This window comes from Methylomicrobium agile (genome assembly GCF_000733855.1).
GTDB classification, from domain to species: Bacteria; Pseudomonadota; Gammaproteobacteria; order Methylococcales; family Methylomonadaceae; genus Methylomicrobium; species Methylomicrobium agile.
Map to the genome: position 1 here is coordinate 1,579,070 of NZ_JPOJ01000001.1, position 25,728 is coordinate 1,604,797.

Below are 25,728 nucleotides of genomic sequence, written 5' to 3' on the forward strand. Positions count from 1 at the left end.
AACGATGCCGATCACTTTACATAGTGTCGTCACAAGGTTATGAGATAATCACGCTACTACACTATTTTGAAGGGAGCAGTTGATGAAATCAGCACATCGTCGACACGATATATCGGATCGAGTCTGGCAATTATTGGAACCCCGTTTGCCTGGACGTGAAGGCGCCTGGGGCGGTAAAGCCCGCGATAACCGATTGTTTATCAATGCTGTTTTTTGGATTTTACGCACCGGCGCACCGTGGCGCGACTTGCCGCCAGACTATGGCGATTGGAAAAATACCCATCGCCGGTTTTGTCGCTGGCGAGATAAAGGCATTTGGGAGTCGCTGCTGGAACAACGGGTGACTGAGCCCGATTATGAATGGCTGATGATTGATGCCAGCCATATCAAAGTGCATCCGCATGCGGCCGGAGCCAAAGGGGGTAACCAGGACATGGCGATCACAAAAGGGGGCTCAACAGTAAGATACATCTGGCCGTGGATGCGCATGGTATGCCGCTCAGAGTCGTTATTACAGCAGGTACCACTGCTGATTGCACACAGGCTTCAACCTTGATCGATGGCTTGGATGCCGGGCATCTGCTAGCAGATAGAGGTTACGATACCGATGCTATTGTTGATAAGGCTGCCGCACAGCAGATGAACGTCGTCATCCCGCCCAAGAAGAATCGCATTCAGCCACGGGGTTATGACAAGGCTCTATACCGTCTTCGCCATTTAGTGGAAAACGCCTTTTTGCACTTGAAACGATGGAGAGGGATTGCCACTCGATATGCCAAAAACACTGATTCATTCTTGGCCGCCGTGCAGATTCGCTGCATGGCTCTTTGGGCTGCTATCTTATGACGACGCTATATAGTCAGACGCAGAGGAATTCCGTCCATGGATAAAAAAATCAAGCGAAGCTGGACAGTCCTGTGGCTGTTATTATGGCAGGCGCTGACCATCGAGGCGGCGGTCGCGGCCACTATCCAGGCGACTTTCGACCGCAATCCGGTCAATATCGACGAGTCGTTTCAGCTCATCTTCAACGCCGATGCCGCGCCGGACGGCGAACCCGATTTCAGCCCGCTCGAAGAGAATTTCGAGGTGCTCTCGCAGAGCAGCAGCAACAGCGTCTCTTTGATCAACGGGAAGATGACCCGAAGCATACGCTGGACTTTGACGGTGATGGCCAAGCATCCGGGACGTCTGGAGGTACCGCCGGTCAGTTTCGGAAAGGACGCGAGCGAGCCGACTGTGCTGGTAGTAAACGGACATTCCGCGAACGGCAATTCGAGCAACGAAGAAGACATTTTTATCGAGGTCGAGGCGACGCCGGAAAATCCCTATGTGCAGGCGCAGATTCTGTACACGGTAAGGATATATACAAAGGTCGAGATTGCGCGGGCGACGATCGACGAGCCGGAGCAGGCCGATGCATTGATCGAGAAACTGGGTGACGACAAAAATTTTCAGACTCAAGTGGAAGGCGTCGATTATATGGTCACCGAACGCCGCTATGCGATTTTTCCGCAAAAAAGCGGGATGATCACGATTCCGCCGCTCGTGCTGACCGCGGAAGTGATGACCCATGCGCGGTCGGCTTTCAACGGGTTTTTCGGTTCGAGTCTCACCCGGACCCAGCGCGTTTCTTCGAAGGCGGTCAGTCTGATGGTCAAACCGGCGCCCTCCTCCTTTACCGGCCAGCATTGGCTGGCCGCCGAGCAACTGGAGCTGAAGGAAGAGTGGTCCGGCGATGCGCGCAGGATGAAAGTCGGCGAGCCTTTGACCCGCACGCTGACGCTGTGGGCAAAAGGCAGTACGGTCGGACAATTGCCTGAACTGCATCATTCCGCTCCGGAAGAGGCGGTCAAATCCTACCCGGATCAACCGGTGCTACAGGAAGAAAAAAATGCCGACGGCTTGACGGCCAGACGCCAGGAAAAGATCGCGCTGATTCCGTCGAAGGCCGGGTCTTTCAAGCTGCCTGGGATCGAAATTCCCTGGTTCAATACGCGGACTCGGCAAATGGAAATTGCGAAGATTCCGGAAACCGCGATCGAAGTGGCCGCTGCGGCTTCCGCGCTTCCCGGAACCGAAGCGCGGCCCTTGCCGGCTGCGCCGGAAGCCGTGCGGACGCCCGTGGCGATCGAAAGCCGGACGGCCGCGCAGAACATCTGGATCTGGGTTTCCGCCGGGCTGGCGGCCGGGTGGCTTGCGACGCTGGCCTTTTTTCTGGTACGTCGTCGTCCCCGGACCGAGGCGGGTAAGGATGAACAGCCGGCGGCCGAGACTTTAAACGAATACCGCAAAAACCTGAAAAAAGCCTGTGCGGATAACGCTGCTTCAGCAGCCAAAAACGCGCTGCTGGCGTGGGGGCGGCAGAAACTTGATGCGAACAGTCTGGGTGAAGTTGCCGCTTTTTGCGATGCGCGGCTCAGGGATGAAATTCTGGCGTTGAATAAAGCGCTGTACAGCCGGGAAGCGGAGCCGTGGCAGGGTAAGAAACTGTATCAGGCCTTTACCGAAAACCAGGCGCGGGAACAGTGGACGAAGGCCGGGCACGAGGCCCTGGAGCCGCTGTTCCGTCTATAAGACGCGCGCTTTCAAATATTCGAGCGCCATGAACAGCGCCGCGATCGAACGCGCTTCGGTGCATTCGCCGGTCGCGAGCAGGGCGTTGATTTCGGAGAGTTTCCAGGGTACCACTTCCAGTTCTTCGGGCTCGTCCCCCGGCAGTTTTTCTTCGTAGAGATCTTCGGCCAGGATGATCTCGGTCATGTGCTCCAGATAGGACGGTGCGAGTGAAAACGAACTCAGATGATGCAGCCGGTGCGCGCCGAAACCGACTTCTTCCTTCAGTTCCCGATTCGCGGCTTCGAGAAACGATTCGCCGGGATCGGTCTTGCCTTTCGGCAGCCCCAGCTCGTAGCGGTGCACGCCAGCCGAATATTCCCGAACCAGCAGCACGGTGTCGTCGTCGAGCATCGGCACGATCAATACCGCGCCGCCCGGCCTGCCCCGGGTCAGCCGTTCGAAACTGCGCTGCACGCCGTTGCTGAATCGGATCTCGATCGCTTCGATATGGAACAGGCGGCTTTGCGCGACGGTGGTCTTGTTCAGGATGGTTGGTTTGTCGGCCACGGTGTTATGATTTTGAATCGGAGATTTTTCATTGTACCGCGCCTATTATGATCGATTGGAACAAAATTGACACCGTTTTGCTGGACATGGACGGCACTTTGCTGGATTTGAATTTCGACAATCATTTCTGGAAGGAATTCGTGCCGCTGAACTATGCTGAAAAGAACGGCCTGACGCTCGAAGAGGCCAAGGAGCGGCTGATACCGCTGTTCAAAAGCATGGAAGGCAAACTGGAATGGTATTGCCTGGATTACTGGAGCCGGGCGTTGGAACTGGACATCGCGGGGCTCAAAGCCGAAATCGCCGGCCTGATCGGCGTGCTGCCGCATGTGGCCGAATTTCTCGAAGCGGTCAGGCGCACGCCGCGAAAAGTGCTGTTGGTCACGAATGCGCATCCCGGCAGCCTCGGGCTCAAGATGGAAAAGACCTGCCTGCACGCCTTCTTCGACGAAATCGTCAGTTCGCACGCCTCGGGCAGGCCGAAGGAGCATCCCGGGTTTTGGGATTGGCTGAGCCGGTACCACCCTTTCGATAAGCGCCGCACGTTGCTGATCGACGACAGCCTGGCGGTGTTGAATTCAGCCCGGACATTCGGAATCGAACATTTGCTTTCGGTCAGCCGGCCCGATTCCCGGCAGCCGAAAAAAGTGATTATCGATTACCGGGCTATCGAGGATTTTCGGGAGCTGATGCTGGGGCTTTAGGCGGCCGGGGCTTGCCGTTTCTCTGGCGCCGGTGCGGTTTGTCGCCCTGCGGCGGACGCGGTTTCCTTTCCGGCAGGATCACGTCCTGCGCCAGGAGTTCCTGCGTGACCGCCTGGACCGGCACCTTTTCCCCGATGTACGCTTCGATGTCCGGCATCGAATAGGCGTATTCCTCGCAGATGAAGCTGATCGCTTCGCCCGAGGCCCCGAAACGGGCGGTGCGGCCGATCCGGTGCACATAGTCTTCCACATCCTGCGGCAGGTCGTAGTTGATTACGTGCGAAACGTCCGGAATATGCAGGCCGCGCGCCGCGACGTCGGTGGCGATCAGCAGGCTGACATTGTTTTCCTGAAAGTCGTTCAACAGCCGCTGGCGCTTTTCCTGCGGTACGTCGCCGCTCAAGGCCGCCGTTTTGAAGCCGTTCGCGGTCAGGGTGTCGTCCAGCAGCTCCGCGCAACGCTTGGTATTGACAAAGATGATGCTGCGCTGCGGCTGGTATTGTTGCAGGATACCGATCAAAAGCGGTATTTTTTGCTCGTTCGAAGGGCAGAACGCAGTCTGTTTGATCGATCGGGAGGTGACCGTTTCGGTTTCGATCTTGATCAGCACCGGGTTGTTCATGTGCTCGTAAGCCAGCTCGGTGACCTTGTACGACAGGGTCGCCGAAAACAGCATGTTCAGGCGCTGGTCGCGCGGCGGCATGCGCCGGAGCAGGTAGCGGATGTCCTTGATGAAACCCAGGTCGAACATCCGGTCCGCTTCGTCGAGCACACTGGCCTGGATGTGGTCGAGGCTGAAAGCCTGCTGTTTGTAGAAATCGATGATCCGCCCCGGCGTGCCGATGATCACGTCGACGTTCGATTTGATCTTGTCGAGCTGCTTTTGGTAGTCGGTGCCGCCGTAGATCAACGCGAACTTCAGGGGCAGATGCTCGCTCAACAGCAGCGCATCCTTGTGAATCTGGATGGCGAGTTCCCGGGTCGGCGCCAGAATCAGCGCGCGAGGGTTTTTGATCGGCTGATTGGCGGCTTCCTTGGCTTCCGTATCGTTCAACAGCCGCTGGAAGGTCGCGAGCAGGAACGTCGCGGTTTTGCCGGTTCCCGTTTGCGCCTGGCCCGCAATGTCGCGGTCCCTGAGCAGCAGCGGCAGCGCCCGGTCCTGGATCGGCGTGCAGCATTTGAAGCCTGCGCTGTCCAGGCTGTTGAGGATCGAATCGGATAATTCGAGGTTGGAAAATCGGGTTTCGGTCAGATGTGTTTTACTCATATCCTAATAGGATAACGTAAAAATCGGATCGGCTGAACCCGGAGCTAGAAATTGATTGACTCCGGCAGTCTTCCCTCCTATAGTTGAATTTTTTTTATTGTTGGAGAAATAGCGTGAGCGACTCAGTCCTTCATGTAAGCGATAGCGAATTTAACGAAAAGGTTATCAAGGCTAAAGGGCCTGTATTGGTGGATTACTGGGCTGAATGGTGCGGACCTTGCAAAATGATCGCCCCGGTTCTCGATGAAATCGCGGCCGACTTTGTGGGTAAATTGACGGTCGTGAAGATCAATATCGACGAAAATCCGAAAACCCCTCAGCACTACGGCGTGCGCGGCATTCCAACTCTGATGCTGTTCAAGGACGGCGAAGTCGAGGCCACCAAAGTCGGCGCCTTGACCAAATCGCAGCTAACCGCTTTCCTCAATAGCAATATTTGAGCGATTCTTTCGATTCGCTCCGTCCCGTCACTGGACGGGCTCCTTTTATTGCGTTATACTTACGGAGTGCGCTGATTCCAGCGCGCTTCACTCTATTCGTCCGATAATCTGCATCCCTGAATTCTAATCCTATTGTAAGCACGTGTGGCCTAGCGCCGCAGTCGCTTTGTCGAGCCCTCCTTTATATGAATCTTACCGAGTTAAAACTAAAGCAAATCAGTGAAGTCATCGAAATCGCCGAATCGCTCGGCCTCGAGAACGTTGCCCGATCGCGCAAACAGGATCTGATTTTCGCGATCCTGAAAAAGCAGGCGAAGGCCGGCGACGATATCTATGGCGACGGCGTGCTCGAAATTTTGCAGGACGGTTTTGGTTTTTTGCGTACCCCCGGTTGTTCCTATCTGGCCGGCCCCGACGATATTTACGTTTCGCCGAGTCAGATCCGGCGCTTTTCGTTGAAGACCGGCGACACGATCAGCGGTAAGATTCGGCCGCCGAAAGACAATGAGCGTTATTTCGCGATGCTCAAGGTCGAAGAGATCAACTTCGAGCCGCCCGAAAACACCAAAAACAAGATTCATTTCTCGAACCTGACTCCGCTGTTCGCGCATGAGCGTTTCGTGCTCGAACAAGGCAACGGCGCCACCGAAGACATCACCGGCCGCATCATCGATTTGGTCGCGCCGATCGGCAAGGGCCAGCGCGGCTTGATCGTGTCGCCGCCGAAAGCCGGCAAGACGATGATCCTGCAAGCCCTGGCGCAGGCAATTGCGGAAAAGAATCCCGAATGTTACCTGATCGTACTGCTGATCGACGAACGTCCTGAGGAAGTGACCGAAATGGAACGCTGCGTGCGCGGCGAAGTAATTTCAAGTACATTCGACGAGCCGCCGACCCGCCATGTGCAAGTCGCCGAAATGGTGATCGAAAAGGCGCGCCGTCTGGTCGAGCACAAGCACGATGTAGTTATCCTGTTAGACTCGATCACCCGTCTGGCTCGCGCCTATAACACGGTCGTACCCTCTTCCGGCAAGATTCTGACCGGCGGCGTCGACGCCAATGCGCTCGAAAAGCCGAAACGCTTCTTCGGCGCGGCCCGTAACATCGAAGAAGGCGGCAGCCTGACGATCATCGCGACCGCACTGATCGACACCGGCTCGCGGATGGACGAGGTGATCTACGAAGAATTCAAGGGCACCGGCAACATGGAGCTGCACCTCGACCGCAAGATCGCGGAAAAGCGGATTTACCCGGCGATCAACATCAACCGTTCCGGCACCCGCCGCGAAGAATACCTGGTCGATCCGGACACGCTGCAAAAAACCTGGATCCTGCGCAAAATCCTGCAACCGATGGACGAAACCGCAGCCTCCGAATTCCTGATCGGTAAACTGAAAGATTTCAAGACCAATGCCGAATTTTTCGAATCGATGAAGCGTTGAGCCTTCATCCGTCAGGCTATCAGGGAGCATACTTATGACCGATCTTCATGTGCTATGGGATGCTCTGATTTTGGGTATCGTCGAAGGCTTGACCGAATTTTTGCCGGTATCGTCGACCGGGCACTTGATCCTGGCCGGCCAGTTGCTGGGATTCAACGACGAAAAAGGCAAGGTCTTCGAAATCGCGATCCAGTTCGCGGCGATCCTGGCGGTGGTCTGGGAATACCGGAGCCGGCTCTGGCACACGCTGACCGGCATTAGAACCGAGCCGGTGTCGCAACGGCTCGCGATCAACATGATCGTGGCGTTTTTGCCGGCCGCGATCCTCGGCTTTTTGTTTTTGAAGCAGATCAAAACCTATCTGTTCAATCCTTTCGTGGTGGCTTCGGCCTTTATCGTCGGCGGTTTTCTGATTCTCTGGGCCGAACGCCGCGAGCACAAGATTAACGCCGAGACGATCGACGACATGACCTGGCGCGACGCATTGAAGGTCGGTTTCGCGCAGGCCGTCGCGATGGTTCCCGGTACTTCGCGTTCCGGAGCCACGATCATCGGCGGCCTGTTTTTCGGGCTTTCCCGCCGCGCGGCGACCGAGTTCTCGTTTTTCCTGGCCATTCCGACCATGTTCGCGGCGACTTTCTATGACGTTTATAAGCACCGCGCGCTGTTCAGCGCGAGCGACCTCGACCTGTTCGCGGTCGGCGGCACGGTGTCGTTCATCAGCGCCTTTCTGGCAGTACGCGGTTTGCTGCGTTTTATCAGTCGGCACGATTTTTCGGTGTTTGCCTATTATCGGATTGCATTCGGGGTGTTGGTGCTGCTCTCGGCGCAGATGGGCTGGGTGGACTGGAGCGGCGGTTAAGCGGCAGCAGTCCATGCAACGAAGTTTATCGGTACGATTGCCGATAAGGCGTTGAAAGATGTTCATGATGCGAAGGCTCAGGTGAATGAAATAAGCCGGGATGTTGCCGAGCACTTGCATGATATCTTTCTTTTGTTCAGATGTTACACCCTAAAGGGCACAAGCCGCAGTAGGGTACGCTGTGCGTACCTTTTCACCTCTCCAATGGTACGCATGGCGTACCCTACTGAAGGTTGTGTTTAAAGCACGTCTCTACGCCGTTGTCGCGCTGCGAGGTGTCTGATGACGCGCGCCGCGGTGGGAACGATCAGGCCGCTTTCGCCAAACAGGGAGCTTTGCCGAAAATTCGTTCGAGAACTTTTGGGAAAGCCTCCTGCTTGGGGTGTTTGGCTTTACGGCGGTATTGGCTTTTATCCTCGAAAACCTTCGCCTTGTTAAACCGGTGCGCATGCTTCGCGACCGGATTCAACCGTTGCATATTTTCTATTTCATTCAAATTTCTACGTTTTTTCATCGTTTACCTCTTATAATAGTGCATCGTTTTCCGGCTTCGGAAAACCGGTTTACTATAACAGCCCGTTTGATAAGAAAACAGTTGTGAAATTCAAAAAAGATTTTGACGTGATCGTGGTCGGCGGCGGCCATGCCGGCACCGAAGCCGCGTTGGCGGCTGCCCGCTGTGGCGTGAAGACGCTGCTGTTGACGCAGAATATCGAAACGCTCGGTCAGATGAGCTGCAATCCGGCTATCGGCGGGATCGGCAAGGGGCATCTGGTCAAAGAGATCGATGCGCTCGGCGGCTGCATGGCGCGGGCGATCGATCTCGGCGGCATCCAGTTCCGGATTCTGAACGCCAGCAAAGGGCCGGCGGTCCGGGCCACGCGCGCGCAGGCCGACCGGCGGCTCTATAAGCAGGCGGTGCGCCATATGCTCGAAAACCAGCCGAACTTGGCGCTGTTCCAGCAAACGGTGGCCGACCTGATCGTGGAAGGCGAGCGGGTCGTCGGGGTGAAGACCGAAATGGGCCTGAGTTTCAACGCGCGGGCGGTCGTATTGACGGCAGGCACATTTCTGGCCGGCAAGATTCATATCGGTCTCGAAAATTATAGCGGCGGCCGCGCCGGCGATGCGGCCTCGATCGCGCTGGCGCAGCGGCTGCGCGAATTGCCGTTTCGGGTCGACCGCCTGAAGACCGGCACCCCGCCGCGGATCGACGGGCGCACGATCGATTTTTCCAAACTCGATGTGCAGCACGGCGACGATCCGGTGCCGGTGTTTTCGTTCCTCGGCCGGCGCGAGCAGCATCCGCGTCAGATCCCTTGTTATATCACGCGTACGAATGCCAGAACGCACGACATCATCCGTAACGGGCTCGACCGTTCGCCGCTCTATTCCGGCATCATCGAAGGGATCGGGCCGCGTTACTGCCCGTCGATCGAAGACAAGATCGTGCGTTTTGCCGACCGCGATACGCACCAGATCTTTGTTGAGCCGGAAGGGCTCGATACGCACGAGATTTACCCGAACGGGATTTCGACCAGCCTGCCGTTCGATGTGCAGTACGAGTTCGTGCGTTCGATGCACGGTTTCGAGAACGCCGAAATTGTCCGCCCCGGCTACGCGATCGAATACGACTTCTTCGATCCTCGCGATTTGAAGACCTCGCTCGAAACCAAGCATATGCACGGCCTGTTTTTCGCGGGCCAGATCAACGGCACGACCGGCTACGAAGAAGCGGCCGCGCAAGGCTTGATCGCCGGCTTGAATGCGGCGCTTTTGGTGCAGGACAAGGAAAGCTGGTGCCCGCGCCGCGACGAAGCCTATATCGGGGTGATGATCGACGATTTAATCACGCGCGGAACGCAAGAGCCGTACCGGATGTTCACCAGCCGCGCCGAATACCGGCTGCAGTTGCGCGAAGACAATGCCGATCTCAGGCTGACGCCGCAGGGCCGTGTCTTGGGGCTGGTCGACGACGAACGCTGGCGCGCGTTCGAAGACAAACAGAACGCGATCGGCGCATTGCAGGACGGCTTGAAAAAGCAATGGATCCGGCCGGAAACCGAGGCGGCCTCCGCGGCCGAAGCCTATTGGGGCAAGCCGATCCAGAAAGAAGTGAATCTACTGGAAATGCTGCGCCGTCCGGAAGTCGATGTGGCTCGGTTGCTGTCGTTCTGCGACAAAGGCACGGAAGTGCCCGAACAGGTCGGCGAACAGGTCGAAATCCAGGCCAAGTATGCGGGTTATATCGTCCGCCAGCAGAGCGAAATCGACCGGGCGCTGCGCTACGATCACCTGCGCCTGCCCGAGACGCTCGATTATGCCGGCGTGCCGGGGCTTTCGAACGAAGTCAGCGAAAAACTGCGCAAGCAACGTCCGGAAACCCTGGGCCAGGCTTCGCGGATTCCCGGTATCACGCCGGCGGCGATTTCGCTGCTTTTGATCTATCTGAAAAAGAAAAGCGCCTGATGGAGTCTTGCCGACGTATTCTCGAAACCGGCCTGGATACGCTGCGGATTTCATGGAACGAAGCGCAAATCGACCGGTTGCTCGTCTTTCTGAAGCTGATCGAAAAATGGAACAAGGCTTATAACCTGACCGCGATCCGGAACCTCGAAGACATGGCGCGGCTGCATCTTCTGGACAGCCTCGCCGTTCTTCCTTACACAAAAGGAGGGCGCGTGATCGATATCGGTACCGGCGCCGGCTTGCCGGGCATTCCGCTGGCGATTTTTTTGCCCGAAACGTCATTTACCTTGCTCGACAGCAATGCGAAAAAAACCCGCTTCGTACAGCAGGCGGTGTTGGAACTGAAACTCGGCAATGTCGAGGTTTGCCATAGCCGGGCCGAAGCCTTTCGGCCGGAGCGAAAATTCGATACGGTGATCACCCGGGCGTTCGCCGGGTTGCCGGACATCCTGAAGACCACGGCGCACTTACTCGACGAGCACGGCGTGTTATTGGCGATGAAAGGGCAAAATCCACGGGATGAACTGGCGGCAGTTAAGGTAAAATCGTCCGTTGTCCCGCTCGCGACGCCCGGCGTCGAGGCGGAGCGTTGCCTGGTGATCATTCAAAATGAAGCAATCCCTGTAGGATAAAGTGTGACAAAAGTTATTGCGGTAACCAATCAAAAAGGCGGGGTCGGCAAGACGACGACCAGTGTCAATCTGACGGCCTCGCTGGCGGCGGCCAAGCGCCGCGTGCTGCTCGTGGATCTCGATCCGCAAGGCAATGCGGCGATGGGCTGCGGGGTCGACAAACAGAAAGTCCTCTATTCCAGCTACCATCTCTTAGTCGAAGAAGTGCCGGCCGAGCAAACCGTGATCAAACTGCCGGAGCTCGGCTTCTCGGTGATCGCGGGCAACGGCGATCTGACCGCGGCCGAAGTCGCGCTGATGGACGCCGAGCGCCGGGAGCGGCGGCTGGCCGAAGTGCTGATGCCGATCAAGACGCAGTACGATTATATCCTGATCGATTGTCCACCTTCCTTGAACATGCTGACCTTGAATGCGCTGGTCGCGGCGAACAGCGTGCTGATTCCGATGCAGTGCGAATATTATGCTCTGGAAGGCTTGTCGGCCTTGATGAGCACGGTCAAAAGCATCCAGAATACGGTCAATCCCGAACTGCATCTGGAAGGTATTTTACGGACCATGTTCGACGACCGCAGCCGCCTGACCAAGGATGTCTCCGAACAATTGGTCGAATACTTCGGGGACAAAGTGTTCCGCACTTGCGTGCCGAGGAATGTCCGTCTCGCCGAAGCGCCGAGCCACGGGTTGCCGGTTTTGGCCTACGACAAAACTTCACGGGGCGCGTTGGCCTATCTCGCGCTGGCCGGTGAAATGTTGAGAAAAGAGAAGAAGTAGCGCATGTCGATCAAGAAACGTGGATTAAGCCGCGGCCTCGATGCATTGCTCGGCGATGTTTCAATTACTAAACCGGAAGTAACGCTGTCTTCAGCCCCTTCGCACGCGTTGCAAGCGCTGCCTGTCGAGTTTCTGCAACGCGGCAGATACCAGCCGCGCCGGGACATCAATCCGGAAAAACTGCAGGAACTGGCCGATTCGATCAAGGCGCAGGGTGTGATCCAGCCGGTCGTGGTGCGCAAGCTCGAAAGCGAAAAATACGAAATCGTTGCCGGCGAGCGGCGCTGGCGCGCGGCGCAACTGGCCGGATTACACGAAGTGCCGGTCGTGGTGAAGGAGATCGACGACCGTACCGCGATGGCGGTCGCGTTGATCGAAAACATCCAGCGCGAAGATTTGAATCCGCTCGAAGAAGCGGAAGCGTTGGCGCGCCTGCTCGACGAGTTCGGCATGACCCATCAACAGATCGCCGATGCGGTCGGCAAATCGCGGGTGACCGTGACCAATTTATTGCGGCTTTTGGATTTGCACCCGGAAGTCAAAAAGCTGCTGTTGAATAAACATATCGAAATGGGCCATGCGCGCGCCCTGCTCGGCTTGGAAGGACAGAAACAGGTCGCCGCCGCGTATAAAATCGACAAGGAAGGTTTGACGGTCCGGGCCGCCGAACGGTTGGTCAGGGAGCTTCAGTCGCCTGAGGACGAGACGAAAAAAATCAAAATCATCGATCGGGATACTCTGCGCCTGCAGGAAGACCTGACTTCCCGCTTGGGTGCGAAGGTTTCGATCGACCATAAAAAAAACGGCGCCGGCAAGCTGATCATCGCTTATTCCAGCCTGGAAGAGCTCGATGGGATCATCGGGCAGATCAAATAAGCTTTCCTTTCCAGTTCCGCTTTCGTTTGACGCAGGCAGACGAAAGCATTCCCTCCTTCACGCGTTGGCTGAATTTTCAGTTGACGGCCAAAAACTTTCCCTCTTATAAATACCATTTAAAAAGTTCGGGCTCGAGCTTTTTCAATTTCCTGCTCCAGCTTCCGGAAAGACGGGACAGGTTTAGGCAAGAATGTCCCTTTTAATAACAGGGGAAGGGGCCGCATAAGGTTTAACAAATGCGAAGCTGTGCTATATTCTGACCATGAAATACAGCGATTTATTTTTCATTGACGAAGTGAGGCATGCCTTGCGGCGCGGGTATGCGTATTGCTTTGAAGGGTTTATTGTTTCAATGATTCATGCCGGGATTAAGGAGGGCTGGCTTTGTAACAATCGATTTTCCGTTTTTTCTGTATCCGGGCGGCAACATTGCAAATTGCAGGGCCGGTCGTCGATCCTATTTCCTCTCTACGCTTTACGTCTCGATTCGGCTGAATTGTCCGAGCTTCTTCATTTTTTTGGGAATTCCCATGCAGCGGCCTAGCTCCGGGTGGTTTAGCAAAAACGCTACGCGAGTCCGTCTGATTGTCGCATCCAGCCAGGCTTTTTTCTTGTCTTAGTCAATTTGCGCCGGGCTGTCGTTTTGTCGGCGGTTATGCTGCCGACAATGGCCTTGCAGGCGGATGATTCAAAAGTTCGCTTGCTCGACTCCACCAAAAACGCCAAACAGCTGACTACCGAGACGATACGCGAAATATTCTTCATGCGGCTGAGTACCTGGCCTGACGGCACCCCTATTCATGTGTTCGTGCTTCCGGATAATCACCCCTTGCACATTCGTTTTGCGAAAGAAATTTTGGGCGTCTATCCGTTCCAACTCCGCTCGGCCTGGGACCGGCTGGTTTTTTCAGGTACCGGCGTCTCCCCCACTACCGTGGAATCGGAAGAAGAAATGCGCGCACGCATTGAGTCTACGCCAGGCGCTATCGGTTATACAGAGACCATATCAGGAGATCATTGATGAGATCAGTCAACTTTGATGTTATTTTCGGCAAAGCTGCTCCGATGATTCTTTGCTCCTTATTGGCTCTATTGATGCCTACAGCCGTTGCGGCACTGGAATGGCTGGACGGAAAGGTGCAGGTACACGGTTTTGCCGGTCAAGGTGTGACTTATACCGATCATAATCAGGTTTTCGGTTCGAGCCGCGATGTCAGTTTGGATTTTAGGGAAATGGGCCTTACAACTTCTGTAAAACCGTTACCTAATTTGTTAATTTCTGCCCAAGGTTTATATCGGGATGCGGGCGGTTCTGATACGCAAGGCGTTCGTCTCGATTTTGCGCAGGCGGATTATAGCCATGCATTTTTGGATTCAGCTTTGATAATGGGGGTTCGCGGCGGGCGGGTTAAGCTTCCGTTCGGCTTATATAATGATACCCGCGATGTTTTGTGGACTCGACCCACCGTGTTATTACCTCAGTCGATTTATTTCGATGCGCTAGCCTTGCGTCAGGGGATGCTTTCGGGTGACGGAGGAGCGCTCTACGGTCGTTATACCCATGGTGAACACAGGTATGGCTTGGAGTTTCTGACTTTCGAGACTCAAGACAACACAGGGGGAGTTGCAGCATTTTGGACAGGCATCCCTTCGGTTTTACCTGCGGCGCAGGGGAGTTTTGGAGGACGCCCTGCGTTTATAGGAAGAAGTTTTTATGAATGGATGGGGGGACGTGTAAAGTTATTGTTTTCTATCGTCGATATTGAGCGCGATTTTCATTCATCGAATGCGTTTTATCAGAACGGTAATACTAAAATTACCTTTCCGCTGTTTTCGGCACAGTATAATGCGGAAAAATGGTCATTGACAGCCGAATATGGGTGGATCGATAGCCAACGTAGTGGTTATTCTCCATCGTTACAAAATTTTCCTACCTGGAAGCAAAATACATCCGAAAACTTTTATTTACAGGGCGAATACCGTTTTACTCCAGATTTTTCGGCGGTGCTTCGCTATGATGTATTACATCTCAACCGCGACGACCGAGATGGTAGAGAGATGTCGCAAATGACAGGTGGAAGGGTCGCTCCTCATCGTTTTTACGCGAGGGATTTAACTGCGGGCGTGCGCTGGGAATTCGCACGTAATTTTTTGTTGGCGGTTGATTATCATTATGTGAATGGTACTGCTTGGTTGAATGAGAAGGATAACCCCACACTGAATAACCCCGGAACCTCGCCGCATTTTAGTCTGTTTACTACAATGCTGTCATTTCGGTTTTAAATTTTTAAATGGTTGAGGATTTATATAAAGTCAGGCATAAGCCGCGCTTCTCGAGCTTACATCGCAAGTGGCTGGCGTCGCTGAGCTTATTGCTGCTTTCCTTGGGTGTAGCTTTTGGCGCGTTGAATTACTGGTATCTGAAGGCACAGGTTAAAGCGCAGTATGCGCAAAGCCAGGCGTCCTGGACCGCTGAATTGAAGGGCTTGATTAAACATTCGGTAGATCGGCTGCAGCGTCTCAGCATCGTGATTGCCTCGTTGGGCAATTTGTCGGACCGATTGAAGTCGCACGACGGTACGATTCGGTCAACTGAACTCGAACGAAAGTTCTCCAGCGTGCGTTACGAGTTGGATGTCGAAAGAATCGTTATTTTCGATAAGCAGGGCGCGATCCGCTGGAATTGGGCACCGGATAGCAGCAGTGCCGTTTCGATGCAATCGATGATGGACGCCATTGCGCATGCGAAACAGAGCGAACAGCCGGGGGCTGTTTTAGACTGCCAGCTGCAATGCGAACTGAACGTGGTGATGCCATTGCTGGCGGATGGCGAACACGTCGGATTCATCGGCATGAGCCAACGCATTACCGACTTGGTAATGGAGTTTTCTACCGCAACCGGCGTGGATATAGGCATTTTGGTGCCGGCCAGTATCGAAAGGATGGAACAGGTTTTTCCGGGATGGGGCTTGTATACCGCTGCCTTGACCCATGCTTCGGCATTAAGGCCCTTCATTGAGGATCTGTCGGAGCGTTACCCGTCGCCGGAGGATATTCCCCCCGATGTCTGGCTGCGATGGAAGGATAATTTTTATGTCTTCCATGTTGTTCCTCTTAAGCACATCATTTCCGGTGCAAGGGGTTATCTGGTTTTCATCTCCGATGTTACGGAAGATACGGTTGCATTGAAAACGACCAACCGTAACAGTCTGTTTTTGATACTCGGGTCGCTGCTGCTTGCCGAGGTCTTTTTGTTTTTGCTGCTGCGCAAGCCGTTGCAACGGTTGAGCCATTTAGCACAAACCTTGCCTCTGGTTGCGCGGGGATGGTATGCACAGGCTTATCAGGCGTTCAATGTGTTGGGACGCTTTCCCAAAAAACAGGACGAAATCGATTTGCTGTATGAGACTTCGATCGACCTGACGCATCAAATCGAGGAGAGTCAGCTGGCCCTGGCTGCTGATAGAGACTTCATTCAAGGTATTCTGGACAGTGTGCAGGTGATGATTTTAACGCAGACGCGCGACGGCAGGCTGCACATGGTAAACCGGTATATGTCCGAAATGCTGGGACGTCCGCCGGAGCACCTGAAGAAAAATCTGTTCGTCGACCTGCTCGAAGGGAACGAAGGCAAAGAGCAATATCAGAACAACCAGATCCATTTATTCTCGTCTTCCCTGCACCGTCTCGAGCACGAAGGGTCGATTATCGATGCCAGCGGCGAACTGCGCCATATTATCTGGATTCATACTTTTCTAGGCTCCATGTATCAAGACGACGCGGTCGTGCTGTCCGTCGGAATGGATGCGACTGACCGTATCGTGGCCGAAAACCGCAGCCGCTGGCTTGCTCACCACGATCCTTTGACGGGTTTGGCAAATCGGCTGCGGTTTCATGAAGAACTCGAAAGAAGCTTTGCCGATGCGGTACGCAGCGGTAATTCCAGCGCACTGCTGCTGCTCGATCTGGATTATTTCAAAACGATCAACGATAGCAGCGGTCATGCGGCCGGGGATGCGCTGCTGGTCATTCTTGCCAATGAACTCCGTGCGCGTGCGCGCAAATCCGACCTGATCGCCCGGCTGGGCGGCGACGAATTCGCTGTGTTGATGCCGACAACCGGACAGGTGGGGGCCGAAACCTTCGCCGCTTCCCTGAATGAGCGGTTGAAGGAGCGTAAATTCCAGTTCGGAAATAAAGAGTACCGGATTTCGGCAAGTATCGGCATTGCCTTGCTGCCCCAACATGGCAAGGATGTGGAAGAGCTGATGGTCAATGTGGATATGGCGATGTATGAAGCGAAAAAGAACGGTAAAGGACGATGGTGTTTATATTTTTCTGATCAGGAATCCATTTTAAACAAGAACGTCGTGAAGGCTCGATAATAAGATAAATTTCCCTTACAGTTTTTACCTTAAGCAAGGTAGATTAGAGTTTATAGTGACGACAATATGAACAAAAGTTATTTGTTACCTTCTAAATGGTTTAATAATGTCAAATCGAAATTTAATTACATTAATTTTTTTAAAATTAAAGCCTCGATTATAGAACAACAAAATACGGCTGAAGAGCTATCTATGGCAGCAATAATGCGAGATGCTGAAAAAAAAGGCTTCGTAGTTCATAAGCTGGATAGTAGCTTGATTGTCTCAATCAAAAAGCCTTCTGATTCCCATTTTAATGCCAAAACACAAAATCTAGAATCATTGTCATTGAGTTCAACACCTTCGGACGGATGGGTCGTACCGGATAGATTGCTTAATCTGAGGCAGTTTATTAAGAATGCCCCACAGGTTTATAGAGACAGAACTTATCCTTTTAATCTAGGATTCATCGATGGGGTTGAAATTAAGGGAGTTTGCAAGTTTGTTAAAACACCAGAACGAAAGATATTTATTAATCCTCACTTTTTTGGACTAGAAAATTATAGTGTTCAGTGGCTTCACGATATGAATATCGTACCAGGTCCGACAAATACACATCAGCTATCGCAAGATCTTTTCTGCCAAGTACAAAGTCGAGTGGCAAAGATGCAAAAGACCAATATTGCATTACTTGCTGCCGCAACTCTACCAACAGTAGGGGAAGAGGCATTAAAAATCGCTAGCGATGTTAATGCATGGTTGTTTATTAATGATGACTTATTGGATTCCAGAAATTCAGATATCAATAAAAATAAACAACTGGTTTCTGAAATTTTTGATGAATATTTAAAAGCCATAAAGGGAGAAGATTATGCATTGCCTTCCAACCTCCCTGATAATAAAGGATCGATTATTTTAGGTTTATTGAATGGACTGCAAAATATAGGCGAAAGGCTAAGAGAAATAGTAGAACCTTCTCTAACCAAATATATATATGAAGGTTTCTTGAAGTACAAAAATGGTTGCGTAACTGAAGCTGGAACACGAACAAAGCAAGCAGATTTGGCTGAAGGCAAATCTGGTATTGATCTTCAAATATCCTTATCTTTACTTAATGCTACAAGACATCATGCAGGCTCGGTTGATTTCGTGCTTGAAATTGCCTTTGCTTTACAAAATATATCTCTAACTCAGAAAGAACGGGAGATTTTGGAGGACAATCATCTTTTTCGTCTTGGAAAAGATCATATCTGCTATTTTAATGATGTGCTTTCCGGAAGCAAAGAAAAGAATGAAGGTTTACATGAAAACCTTGTTCTTCATTATATGGAAATAAACCCAGAACTTACTTTTAAAGCAGCAGTCGATGCGGTAATGAAAGAAGTCAATACCTGTGCAGCAGAGTTTCAGATTAAAAAACAAGAAGCGATAATATGCTTAAAAGCCTCCGGTGAAGAAAGAGAAAAGCCAGTCGATATTGCACCACTATCTACCGCAATTGAAAGCATAGAAAACTGGATAGAAGGGCATGTTATTTGGGAGGTTTTATCTGTTGAAGGACGGCATCCAAAATTACTTGATACCCGTTTGAAGGAGACATTCGTTTAACATTTAGAGTATTTCTCTATTTGTTATAATCATAAACCGCATTTTGCAAAAAGTTTTGGCATTTCTCGGGTTAAATCTCATTAAGCCAGGTGCCCAGGATTTGCCAAAGCTGATCGACGATCCGTTCCGTGGCTTTGCGCGGAAGGACTTTCAGCTTGGCAAACCTCTGTTCAATTGGATTCAAGGCCGGGCTATAAAAGGGGGGCAGGTATTTCAAGGCGGCGCCTTACGCTGCCATTGCTGCGAAATCAGACCATCTTATGGGTCGGGTCGGAAATTGTCATAGATGACGAGATCGTCGGGCTGCAAAGTCGATTCGAGCTGCTGAGAGCGCAGGTATTCCTTAGATAATCACTGTTTTATCAAGAAACACCAGCTTGAGCACATCAATGCGATTGTCATCGATATCCTTTCATTTGTCGCGGCACAGATCTTTCACCGGCTTGAAAGACCGGCGATGGATGCTCAAAGGTCCGAACTCTGCCAGTTCGGACAGATGTTGCCGGGTGCCGTAACCTTTATGCAGATCGAACGCAAAGCCGGGAAATTCTTTTGCATAGTCCGCCATGGTCCGGTCGCGGTGGACTTTGGCGAGGATAGAAGCCGCGCTGATGGCCGGAATCTTCCGGTCGCCCTGCACGATTGCCCGGGCCGGGACCGCTAAAACCGGCAGGCGGTTGCCGTCGACCAGGACGTGGTCCGGCGGGATTGATAGCTGCGCGACCGCCCGCTGCATGGCCAGCAGCGTGGCTTGCAGAATGTTCAGCCGGTCGATCTCCGCTACGCTAGCTTCGGCAATGGACCAGGCCAGGGCGTTTTCCCGAATGGCCTGATAAAGCGCCAGCCTTTTCTTCTCACTCAGCGTTTTCGAATCGGCTAGGCCGCTTATCGGTTTTTTCGGGTCGAGGATGACGGCGGCAGCCGCGACCGGTCCCGCCAAAGGGCCCCGCCCGGCTTCGTCGACGCCGGCGATCAGCCCGGATTCCGCAAGAATGACGTCCGCCATTGCGTAAACAGGTCCCATGCGCGGCTAGCGTAAAATGCCGCGGCTGACATGGCGCAAGAAATCCGCGAATTCGCCTAAATGGGTATTTTCTTCGTCAAGGTTCAGCAGCTCATCAATCGCATCTTCGAGACGAAGATTCATCTTGTAAACGATTTTGTACGCTTTTCTGATCAGCCGAATGTCTTCGGGAGAAAAACCGTTGCGCTCCATCCCGACCGTATTGATCCCATGAGGTCGGGTGGGTTTGCCGCCGACCATCACGAAAGGCGGCACGTCCTGGGTGATCGCACTGCCCATTGCAGCAAAGCTGTACTGGCCGATTTTGGTAAACTGGTGGACCAGTGTAAAACCGCCAAGAATCGCGTGGCTGCTCAGACTGACATGGCCGGCCAGAGAAGCGCCGTTGGCCATCACGACATGATCGCCTATCATGCAGTCGTGCGCGACATGGGTGTAGGCCATGAATAAATTGTCGTTGCCGATTTTGGTAAGGCTGTTATCCTGCTGCGTCCCCCGATGCATCGTGGTGAACTCGCGGATCGTGTTGCGATCGCCGATTTCGAGCCGGGTCAGTTCGGCGGCATATTTCTTGTCTTGAGGGTCTTCGCCTATCGAAGAAAATTGGAAGATGCGATTATCTTTACCAATGGAAGTCGGTCCTTTGATGACTACATGCGGGCCGATGACGGTGCCTGAATCAATCTTTACGTCGGCACCGATGATCGTATAGGGTCCGATGGAAACGTCGCCGGCCAATTCAGCGCGTTTATCGATAATGGAAGTTGGATCGATCAAAATTAATTTACCACGGCTGCACAGCGGATTTCAGCGCTGGCGATGAATTCGCCATCGACTTCGGCCGAGCAATCGAATGCCCAGATATTGCGCTTGCTTTTCAAGAATTTGGCTTCCAGCATCAATTGATCGCCGGGAACGACGGGGCGTTTGAATTTGGCCTTGTCGACGCTGACCAGATAATAAATCATCCCGCTGAGTTCTTCAGGAGCCGTTTCGGAGGCCAGAAGGCCGGTCGTCTGCGCCATCGCTTCGATGATCAATACGCCCGGCATAATCGGTTTTTGGGGAAAATGGCCCTGAAAAAAAGGTTCGTTATAAGTAACGTTTTTGACTCCCAGCAACCGGACTCCAGGTTCACACTCGATGACCTTGTCGACCAGCAGAAAGGGATAGCGATGTGGTAAAAAGTTCTGTATTTGTAAAATATCTAACTTGATGGACATGGTGCGGATCGCTTTGATGATGAGGATGCGATTCCCGTCATTCAAATTACGAATGGCGTCGAGGGATGGAATCCGTCCGGAGGCATGATCGCTGCCATTCGTATCGATTTAAACTAAAGGAAATAGAGGAGGCGCTGGCCGGGCTATTGCGCCGATGCCAGTTTTTTCTGAACTTGAGCGGTAATATCCAGTTTGTCGTTGGCGTAGAGTACACCGTCATACAAGACGAGGTCGAAGCTTTGCTCTTTCGCGATCGCCTGAACGGCCTCGATGATGCGACGCTGCAATTTGCCGAGCTCCTGGTTTTTGCGGGTATTCAAGTCGTAGCCGGTCTCTTCGCTGGCTCGTTTATAATCGAGCGATTTGTCCCGCAGCTTTTTTTCCAGATTGGTACGCTCGCTTTCGCTCATCACCGCGCCGTCGCGGTTCAATTTGTCTTCAAGGGATTTGAGCTCGGTTTCCATCGATTTGATTTTCTTCACGCGCGATGAAAATTCCTGTTCGAGCCGCTTCAATTCGGGAGCTTCCTTGAGCACTGTATTCATATAGACGATGCCCACTTTGAGCTCGGCCAGGCACACGTTCGAAGCGAGCAGCAAGCCCAGGAATAATGCAATTTTGGTTTTCATTGTGGATCAATTCTCCAGAGGATCGAAAATGTAGGAAATAGAGGTAAACTTTAATAGATTATAGGGGATAAGTAGGTTTAAGCCAAAACAACTTGCACTTTAAAAATTCTGCCCGAAGTTGAATTGAAATATCTGTTTCTGATCGCCCGGATCGGTTGGAGTTCCTGATTTGGCGTTCAGCGGCAATGCGGCACTGACCGACAACGCGCCAAACGGCGATAGCCATTCGCCGGAGATGCCGGTGGAGTATTTCAAGTCGCCAAAATTGAAACCGTCCTCGACCGTGCCCGCATCGAGAAAGGTTCCCAGCCGGACCGATTTGACATCAGATAGAAACGGCACCGGAAAAAACAATTCGGCATTGCCGATGATTTTGGTGGAGCCGCCAAAAGGATTGTTGGCGACCCTCTTGCCGGGAATGCAACCCGTTCCCCCGCTAGGGCAAATGTGGTCCCTGGGGCCGAGCGTATTGTTCCTATAACCCCGTACCGAGCCGGTGCCGCCTGCGAAATAATTCTCGAAGAAAGGCAGCTTATCGGTATCGCCGTAGCCGTCTCCGTAGTCGACTTCCCCGTGCAGCCGGAAAGTCAAATCCTGGGCGACCGGAATGTAAAGCTGATGCTTGTAGCTGACCTTGAAATATTCCAGATCGCTTCCGGGAACGGTGGCGAGAGCGGAAAAGCGCTGTTGTCCTCCCTTGGTCGGGAAAATTGCCTTGTTCAGCGTATCGTGAGACCAACTGACTGCCGGAGCGAACGTAAAAAAACTGTCGCCTTGCTGTTTGATGAAATCAGAAATTTCGATCGAGGAAAAGTCGGTTTTTTTTAGAGAAGTATGCTTGATGTCCGCATCGAAGCGCAGGCTATCGAACTCGTTCAACGGAATCCCGAAATTGATGCCGGCATTGGCGACATCGGTGGAATACCGGGCGATGTTGATCGTACTGGCATCGCGGCTGGTATAGCCGAGGTTGTAGCCCTGGCTGACTCCGTCCACGTTGAAATACGGATTGAAGAAGCCGAATTGGTAACTGGTCAGGTAGTCGCTGTTGTTGAAGGCCAAATTGACCCGCTTACCGGAACCGAAGATGTTGTCCTGCGAAATGTTCGCATTCAGCACGATGCCCTGCACCTGCGAAAAACCGACACCGGCCGACAAGTTGCCCGAGGCTTTTTCGGTGACTTTGTAATTCACGTCGATCTGGTCGGCGGTGCCGACGACCTGCGGCGTTTCGACGTTTACGTCCTCGAAATAACCCAGCCGTTCGAGGCGCGTTTTCGAGCGTTCGATTTTGGACCCCGAGGCCCAGCTCGCTTCCATCTGCCGCATTTCCCGGCGCAGCACTTCGTCGCGCGTTTTGGTGTTGCCGGCAAAATTGATATGGCGCACATACGCGCGTTTGCCCGGATCGACGAAAAAAGTCATCACGACCGTTTTGTCTTTTTCGTTGATTTCCGGGACCATGTTTACGTTCGCGAAGGTATAGCCTTCGTCGCCCAGACGGTCCGAGATCGCCTTTGAGGTTTCGGTGGCCTGCTTCCGGGAAAAAATTTCGCCGGGGCCGATGCTCACCAGTTTGATCAACTGCTCGGGCGGCACGATCAGATTGCCGGCCAGTTTGACCTTGTCCAGCGTGTAGACATCCCCTTCCTTCACGTTGATCGTGACGTAAATGTCTCTTTTGTCGGGGGTAATCGCGACCTGGGTCGATTCGATCGAGAAATTGATGTAACCCCGGTCCAGATAATACGAACGCAGGGTTTCCAGGTCGGCGGACAGTTTTTGCTTGGAATACTGGTCGTTCTTGGTATAGAACGATAGCAGGTTGGTCGTGCTCAATTCCAACTGCTTGAGCAGGGTTTCGTCATCGAACGCCTTGTTGCCGACGATGTTGATCTGCTTGATCTTGGTGACGCGGCCTTCGGAAATTTTGATATGGATGCCGACCCGGTTGCGGGTCAGATTGGTCACCTCGGTCTTGATCTTCAGCGCGTACTTGCCGTGGCTCAGATACTGGCGGTTCAATTCCTGCTCGACCTTGTCGAGCACCTGCTTGTTGAACACCTTGCCTTCGGACATTCCAATCGAGTCCAGGGCTTTGGTCAGGTCTTCCTTGCTCAGATCCTTGTTGCCTTCGATCAGGATCTTGGCGATCGAGGGACGCTCGACCACGTTCACGATCAGGGTGGAACCTTTCCGTTCGAGCGAGACATCTTTGAAAAAGCCGGTCTTGAACAGCGCCTTGATTGCGGGGCCGGCATTATCCAGCGAAAACCGTTCGCCGACGTTGATAGGGAGATAATTGTAAACAGTGCCTTGGGAGATCCGCTGCAAGCCCTTGACTTTGATATCGGTCACGATGAAGTCCTCGTCGGCTGCAACTGCCTGGGATAACAGCAGGTACAGCGACAACAGGCGGGCAATCGGTTTAGACATCATTCGGCAGGTGAAAGAGAACGGCAATCTCTGATTTGTAGGGGGCTCGGCCGGATTATAACATAAGAATTTGTTTGTACAGCTTATGCCCGGTTTATCGAGAAACTGACGACATCCCCGATGGATGGTTTGCCGAACAGCACCATCAGCAAACGGTCGATCCCGATCGCGATACCCGAGCAGTCGGGCAAGCCCGCTCTTAACGCCGCGAGCAGACGCTCGTCTTTTAACGCGACCGGCAATTTTTGTTGGCGGCGAGCCGCGAGTTCCTGATCGAAACGCCGGTTTTGCTCCTCCGGATCGGCTAATTCAAAAAAGCCGTTGCCCAGTTCGACGCCATCGATGAACAGCTCGACCCGGTCGGTAATCAGAGGATCGTGTTCATTCAGGCGCGCCAGCGAAGATTGGCAGGCCGGATAGCCGTATACCATGCACAAACGGCCGATTCCCAGATGCGGCTGAATCCGGTGGCTGAACAGGAAATCGAGCCAAGTCGCATGATCATCCCCGCAAACCGTGACCGCTTCCGGAAGTCCGGAAGCCTCGGCATAAGCGCGATAATCGGCAGGCGAGAATTCGGCTGCGTTCAGGCGGGTATAGTCGGCAAACAGCGAACAGTAACCGAACCGCTGCGCCGGCTCCAGCGCTTTGATGCCTGCGAATAAGCTTCCGATCAGCGCCTCGCATTCGTCCATCAGGTCGGCCAGGCAAAAACCGACCCGGTACCATTCCAGCATCGTAAACTCGGGATTGTGAAAGCGGCCGGCTTCGCCGTTCCGGAATGCCTTGCAAATTTGATAAATGGAACCCGAACCCGCAGCCAAAAGGCGTTTCATCGCAAATTCGGGAGATGTCTGCAAATACATCGCTTGCCGTAAGGGAGGAAAATCGAACTCGGTGCGGAAAAAAGCCAGTTGCGGGTCGGTTCCGATGGCCTGGCTCAGCAGCGGTGTTTCGACTTCGAGCACGTCCCGTGCACGGAAGAACTCGCGGATCTGCCGTAAGAGCTCCGCTCTTTGCCGCAAAAACTCGATGGAACAGCCGGGCCGCCAGTCGGCGCCGGAAAGATTGCCTGGATGGATCATGAGTGAAATTGTAGGGTACGCTGTGCGTACCTTGCCGAGAGGGTTGCGGAATGCGTTAGATATCAAGGCACGCGAAGCTTACCCTGCAAAAATGCTGCCGGGCCGCGATAAAGGCCAACCCGGCTGAAAGTCTTAATGGGAAAATGCGAGATTGTCGCTCAATCTTTCACGCGGGAAATATACTCGCCGGTCCGGGTATCGACCTTGATCACTTCGCCGGTCTGTACGAACAGCGGCACGCGCACGACCGCGCCGGTTTCCAGCTTGGCCGGTTTGCCGCCGCCGCCCGAGGTATCGCCGCGCACGCCCGGATCGGTTTCGACGATCGCCAGTTCGACGAAATTTGCCGGCGTGACGGCCAACGGCGCGTCGTTCCACAAGGTCACGGTGCAGTTGTCCTGGTCTTTCAGCCATTGCACCGCATCGCCGACCGTTTTTTCGTCGGCTTGATACTGTTCGAACGTGTCCGGCTTCATGAAGTGGCGGAAAGAACCGTCGTTGTAGAGATACTGCATTTCGACATCGACCACATCCGCACCTTCGAGCGTTTCGCCGGACTTGAAGGTTCTTTCGATCACCCGCCCGGTTTTCAGATTGCGGATCTTGACCCGGTTGAATGCCTGCCCCTTGCCCGGTTTTACGAATTCGTTTTCGATGATCGCGCAGGGATCGTTATCCAGCATGACTTTGAGCCCGCCTCTAAATTCATTGGTGCTGTATGTGGCCATTTTTTCCTCGAACCTAAAACAATGTAAAATCCCACCATTATA

24 protein-coding genes and 1 pseudogene are annotated in these 25,728 nt (G+C 53.3%); 14 read left to right on the top strand and 11 right to left on the bottom strand.

What is annotated here, in order from left to right:
• Positions 1–82 precede the first annotated feature (82 nt).
• Together CC94_RS22945 and CC94_RS0107620 are read left to right on the top strand one after the other, a co-directional pair.
• Positions 83–846 (top strand): IS5 family transposase gene (locus CC94_RS22945; RefSeq protein WP_157203402.1). Its coding sequence is split into 2 segments (ribosomal slippage): positions 83–440 and positions 440–846, totalling 765 coding nucleotides; the frame shifts between segments, so codons are not numbered across the junction.
• Between the two features lie 36 nt (positions 847–882).
• A complete protein-coding gene (locus CC94_RS0107620) occupies positions 883–2,577 on the top strand; it encodes a BatD family protein (protein WP_005368586.1) in 1,695 nt (564 codons plus the stop codon).
• On the opposite strand, the gene nudE is transcribed toward CC94_RS0107620, so the two are convergent.
• A complete protein-coding gene (gene nudE / locus CC94_RS0107625) occupies positions 2,572–3,126 on the bottom strand; it encodes an ADP compounds hydrolase NudE (protein WP_005368588.1) in 555 nt (184 codons plus the stop codon). The genes CC94_RS0107620 and nudE overlap by 6 nt on opposite strands.
• Before the next feature lie 47 nt (positions 3,127–3,173).
• On the opposite strand from nudE, the gene yrfG reads away from it, so the two are divergent.
• A complete protein-coding gene (gene yrfG / locus CC94_RS0107630) occupies positions 3,174–3,830 on the top strand; it encodes a GMP/IMP nucleotidase (protein ID WP_005368590.1) in 657 nt (218 codons plus the stop codon).
• Here the strand turns inward: yrfG and CC94_RS0107635 are convergent.
• Entirely contained in the window at positions 3,793–5,097 is a 1,305-nt protein-coding gene (locus CC94_RS0107635; protein ID WP_005368592.1) for a DEAD/DEAH box helicase, read from the bottom strand. The two genes, yrfG and CC94_RS0107635, sit on opposite strands and share 38 nt — an antisense overlap.
• Before the next feature lie 113 nt (positions 5,098–5,210).
• Here CC94_RS0107635 and trxA point away from each other — a divergent pair, with 113 nt between their 5' ends.
• The 3 genes from trxA (at position 5,211) to CC94_RS0107650 (ending at position 7,841) form a co-directional block, all read left to right on the top strand.
• Complete coding sequence (gene trxA, locus CC94_RS0107640) at positions 5,211–5,537, top strand: thioredoxin TrxA (RefSeq protein WP_005368594.1); 327 nt, start codon at positions 5,211–5,213, stop codon at positions 5,535–5,537.
• Between the two features lie 185 nt (positions 5,538–5,722).
• Positions 5,723–6,979, top strand: a complete 1,257-nt coding sequence (gene rho / locus CC94_RS0107645) for a transcription termination factor Rho (RefSeq protein ID WP_005368596.1) — start codon at positions 5,723–5,725, stop codon at positions 6,977–6,979.
• A 34-nt stretch (positions 6,980–7,013) separates the two neighbouring features.
• Positions 7,014–7,841 carry an undecaprenyl-diphosphate phosphatase gene (locus CC94_RS0107650; protein ID WP_005368598.1) on the top strand — a complete coding sequence of 276 codons (828 nt, stop codon included), beginning with the start codon at positions 7,014–7,016 and terminating at the stop codon, positions 7,839–7,841.
• A gap of 307 nt (positions 7,842–8,148) precedes the next feature.
• Here the strand turns inward: CC94_RS0107650 and CC94_RS21325 are convergent, their stop codons facing one another.
• Positions 8,149–8,355 (bottom strand): DUF7230 family protein, encoded by a 207-nt coding sequence (locus CC94_RS21325; RefSeq protein ID WP_005368600.1) that lies wholly within the window; start codon positions 8,353–8,355, stop codon positions 8,149–8,151.
• Positions 8,356–8,438: 83 nt separating this feature from the next.
• Between CC94_RS21325 and mnmG the strand changes: the two genes are divergently transcribed.
• The 8 genes from mnmG to CC94_RS0107695 all read left to right on the top strand — a co-directional run bounded on the left by mnmG (position 8,439) and on the right by CC94_RS0107695 (position 18,561).
• Complete coding sequence (gene mnmG, locus CC94_RS0107660) at positions 8,439–10,310, top strand: tRNA uridine-5-carboxymethylaminomethyl(34) synthesis enzyme MnmG (protein WP_005368602.1); 1,872 nt, start codon at positions 8,439–8,441, stop codon at positions 10,308–10,310.
• Entirely contained in the window at positions 10,310–10,942 is a 633-nt protein-coding gene (gene rsmG, locus CC94_RS0107665; RefSeq protein WP_031430393.1) for a 16S rRNA (guanine(527)-N(7))-methyltransferase RsmG, read from the top strand. The genes mnmG and rsmG overlap by 1 nt, the downstream gene beginning before the upstream one ends.
• A 3-nt stretch (positions 10,943–10,945) precedes the next feature.
• Positions 10,946–11,713: a ParA family protein gene (locus CC94_RS0107670; protein ID WP_005368606.1), complete on the top strand. Its 768-nt coding sequence runs from the start codon at positions 10,946–10,948 to the stop codon at positions 11,711–11,713.
• 3 nt (positions 11,714–11,716) lie between these two features.
• Entirely contained in the window at positions 11,717–12,589 is an 873-nt protein-coding gene (locus CC94_RS0107675) for a ParB/RepB/Spo0J family partition protein (RefSeq protein ID WP_031430395.1), read from the top strand.
• Between the two features lie 655 nt (positions 12,590–13,244).
• Positions 13,245–13,610 carry a type 2 periplasmic-binding domain-containing protein gene (locus CC94_RS0107680; protein WP_051911400.1) on the top strand — a complete coding sequence of 122 codons (366 nt, stop codon included), beginning with the start codon at positions 13,245–13,247 and terminating at the stop codon, positions 13,608–13,610.
• Positions 13,610–14,872 carry a hypothetical protein gene (locus CC94_RS0107685; protein WP_005368613.1) on the top strand — a complete coding sequence of 421 codons (1,263 nt, stop codon included), beginning with the start codon at positions 13,610–13,612 and terminating at the stop codon, positions 14,870–14,872. Before CC94_RS0107680 ends, CC94_RS0107685 begins: the two co-directional genes overlap by 1 nt.
• A gap of 8 nt (positions 14,873–14,880) precedes the next feature.
• Positions 14,881–16,974: a cache domain-containing protein gene (locus CC94_RS0107690; protein WP_005368614.1), complete on the top strand. Its 2,094-nt coding sequence runs from the start codon at positions 14,881–14,883 to the stop codon at positions 16,972–16,974.
• A 66-nt stretch (positions 16,975–17,040) separates the two neighbouring features.
• Positions 17,041–18,561, top strand: coding sequence for a terpene synthase family protein (locus CC94_RS0107695; RefSeq protein WP_005368616.1), 1,521 nt, complete (start codon positions 17,041–17,043; stop codon positions 18,559–18,561).
• Between the two features lie 120 nt (positions 18,562–18,681).
• On the opposite strand, the pseudogene CC94_RS23670 reads toward CC94_RS0107695, so the two are convergent.
• The 8 genes and pseudogenes from CC94_RS23670 to efp form a co-directional block, all read right to left on the bottom strand.
• Positions 18,682–18,787, bottom strand: a pseudogene (locus CC94_RS23670) (IS630 family transposase); the annotation flags it as partial.
• A 186-nt stretch (positions 18,788–18,973) separates the two neighbouring features.
• Positions 18,974–19,585, bottom strand: coding sequence for a ribonuclease HII (gene rnhB, locus CC94_RS0107705; protein ID WP_245549436.1), 612 nt, complete (start codon positions 19,583–19,585; stop codon positions 18,974–18,976).
• Between the two features lie 6 nt (positions 19,586–19,591).
• Entirely contained in the window at positions 19,592–20,362 is a 771-nt protein-coding gene (gene lpxA, locus CC94_RS0107710) for an acyl-ACP--UDP-N-acetylglucosamine O-acyltransferase (RefSeq protein WP_005368620.1), read from the bottom strand.
• A 2-nt stretch (positions 20,363–20,364) separates the two neighbouring features.
• Positions 20,365–20,808 (bottom strand): 3-hydroxyacyl-ACP dehydratase FabZ, encoded by a 444-nt coding sequence (gene fabZ, locus CC94_RS0107715; protein WP_005368622.1) that lies wholly within the window; start codon positions 20,806–20,808, stop codon positions 20,365–20,367.
• A gap of 143 nt (positions 20,809–20,951) precedes the next feature.
• The gene (locus CC94_RS0107720; protein WP_005368624.1) at positions 20,952–21,437 is read right to left on the bottom strand and encodes an OmpH/Skp family outer membrane protein; all 486 of its coding nucleotides are present in this window, start codon (positions 21,435–21,437) and stop codon (positions 20,952–20,954) included.
• A 99-nt stretch (positions 21,438–21,536) separates the two neighbouring features.
• On the bottom strand, positions 21,537–23,876 hold the full coding sequence (gene bamA / locus CC94_RS0107725) for an outer membrane protein assembly factor BamA (RefSeq protein ID WP_031430401.1): 2,340 nt from the start codon (positions 23,874–23,876) through the stop codon (positions 21,537–21,539).
• 80 nt (positions 23,877–23,956) lie between these two features.
• Positions 23,957–24,958: an EF-P lysine aminoacylase EpmA gene (epmA, locus tag CC94_RS0107730; protein WP_005368630.1), complete on the bottom strand. Its 1,002-nt coding sequence runs from the start codon at positions 24,956–24,958 to the stop codon at positions 23,957–23,959.
• 158 nt (positions 24,959–25,116) lie between these two features.
• A complete protein-coding gene (gene efp / locus CC94_RS0107735; protein ID WP_031430402.1) occupies positions 25,117–25,686 on the bottom strand; it encodes an elongation factor P in 570 nt (189 codons plus the stop codon).
• Between the last annotated feature and the right edge of the window lie 42 nt (positions 25,687–25,728).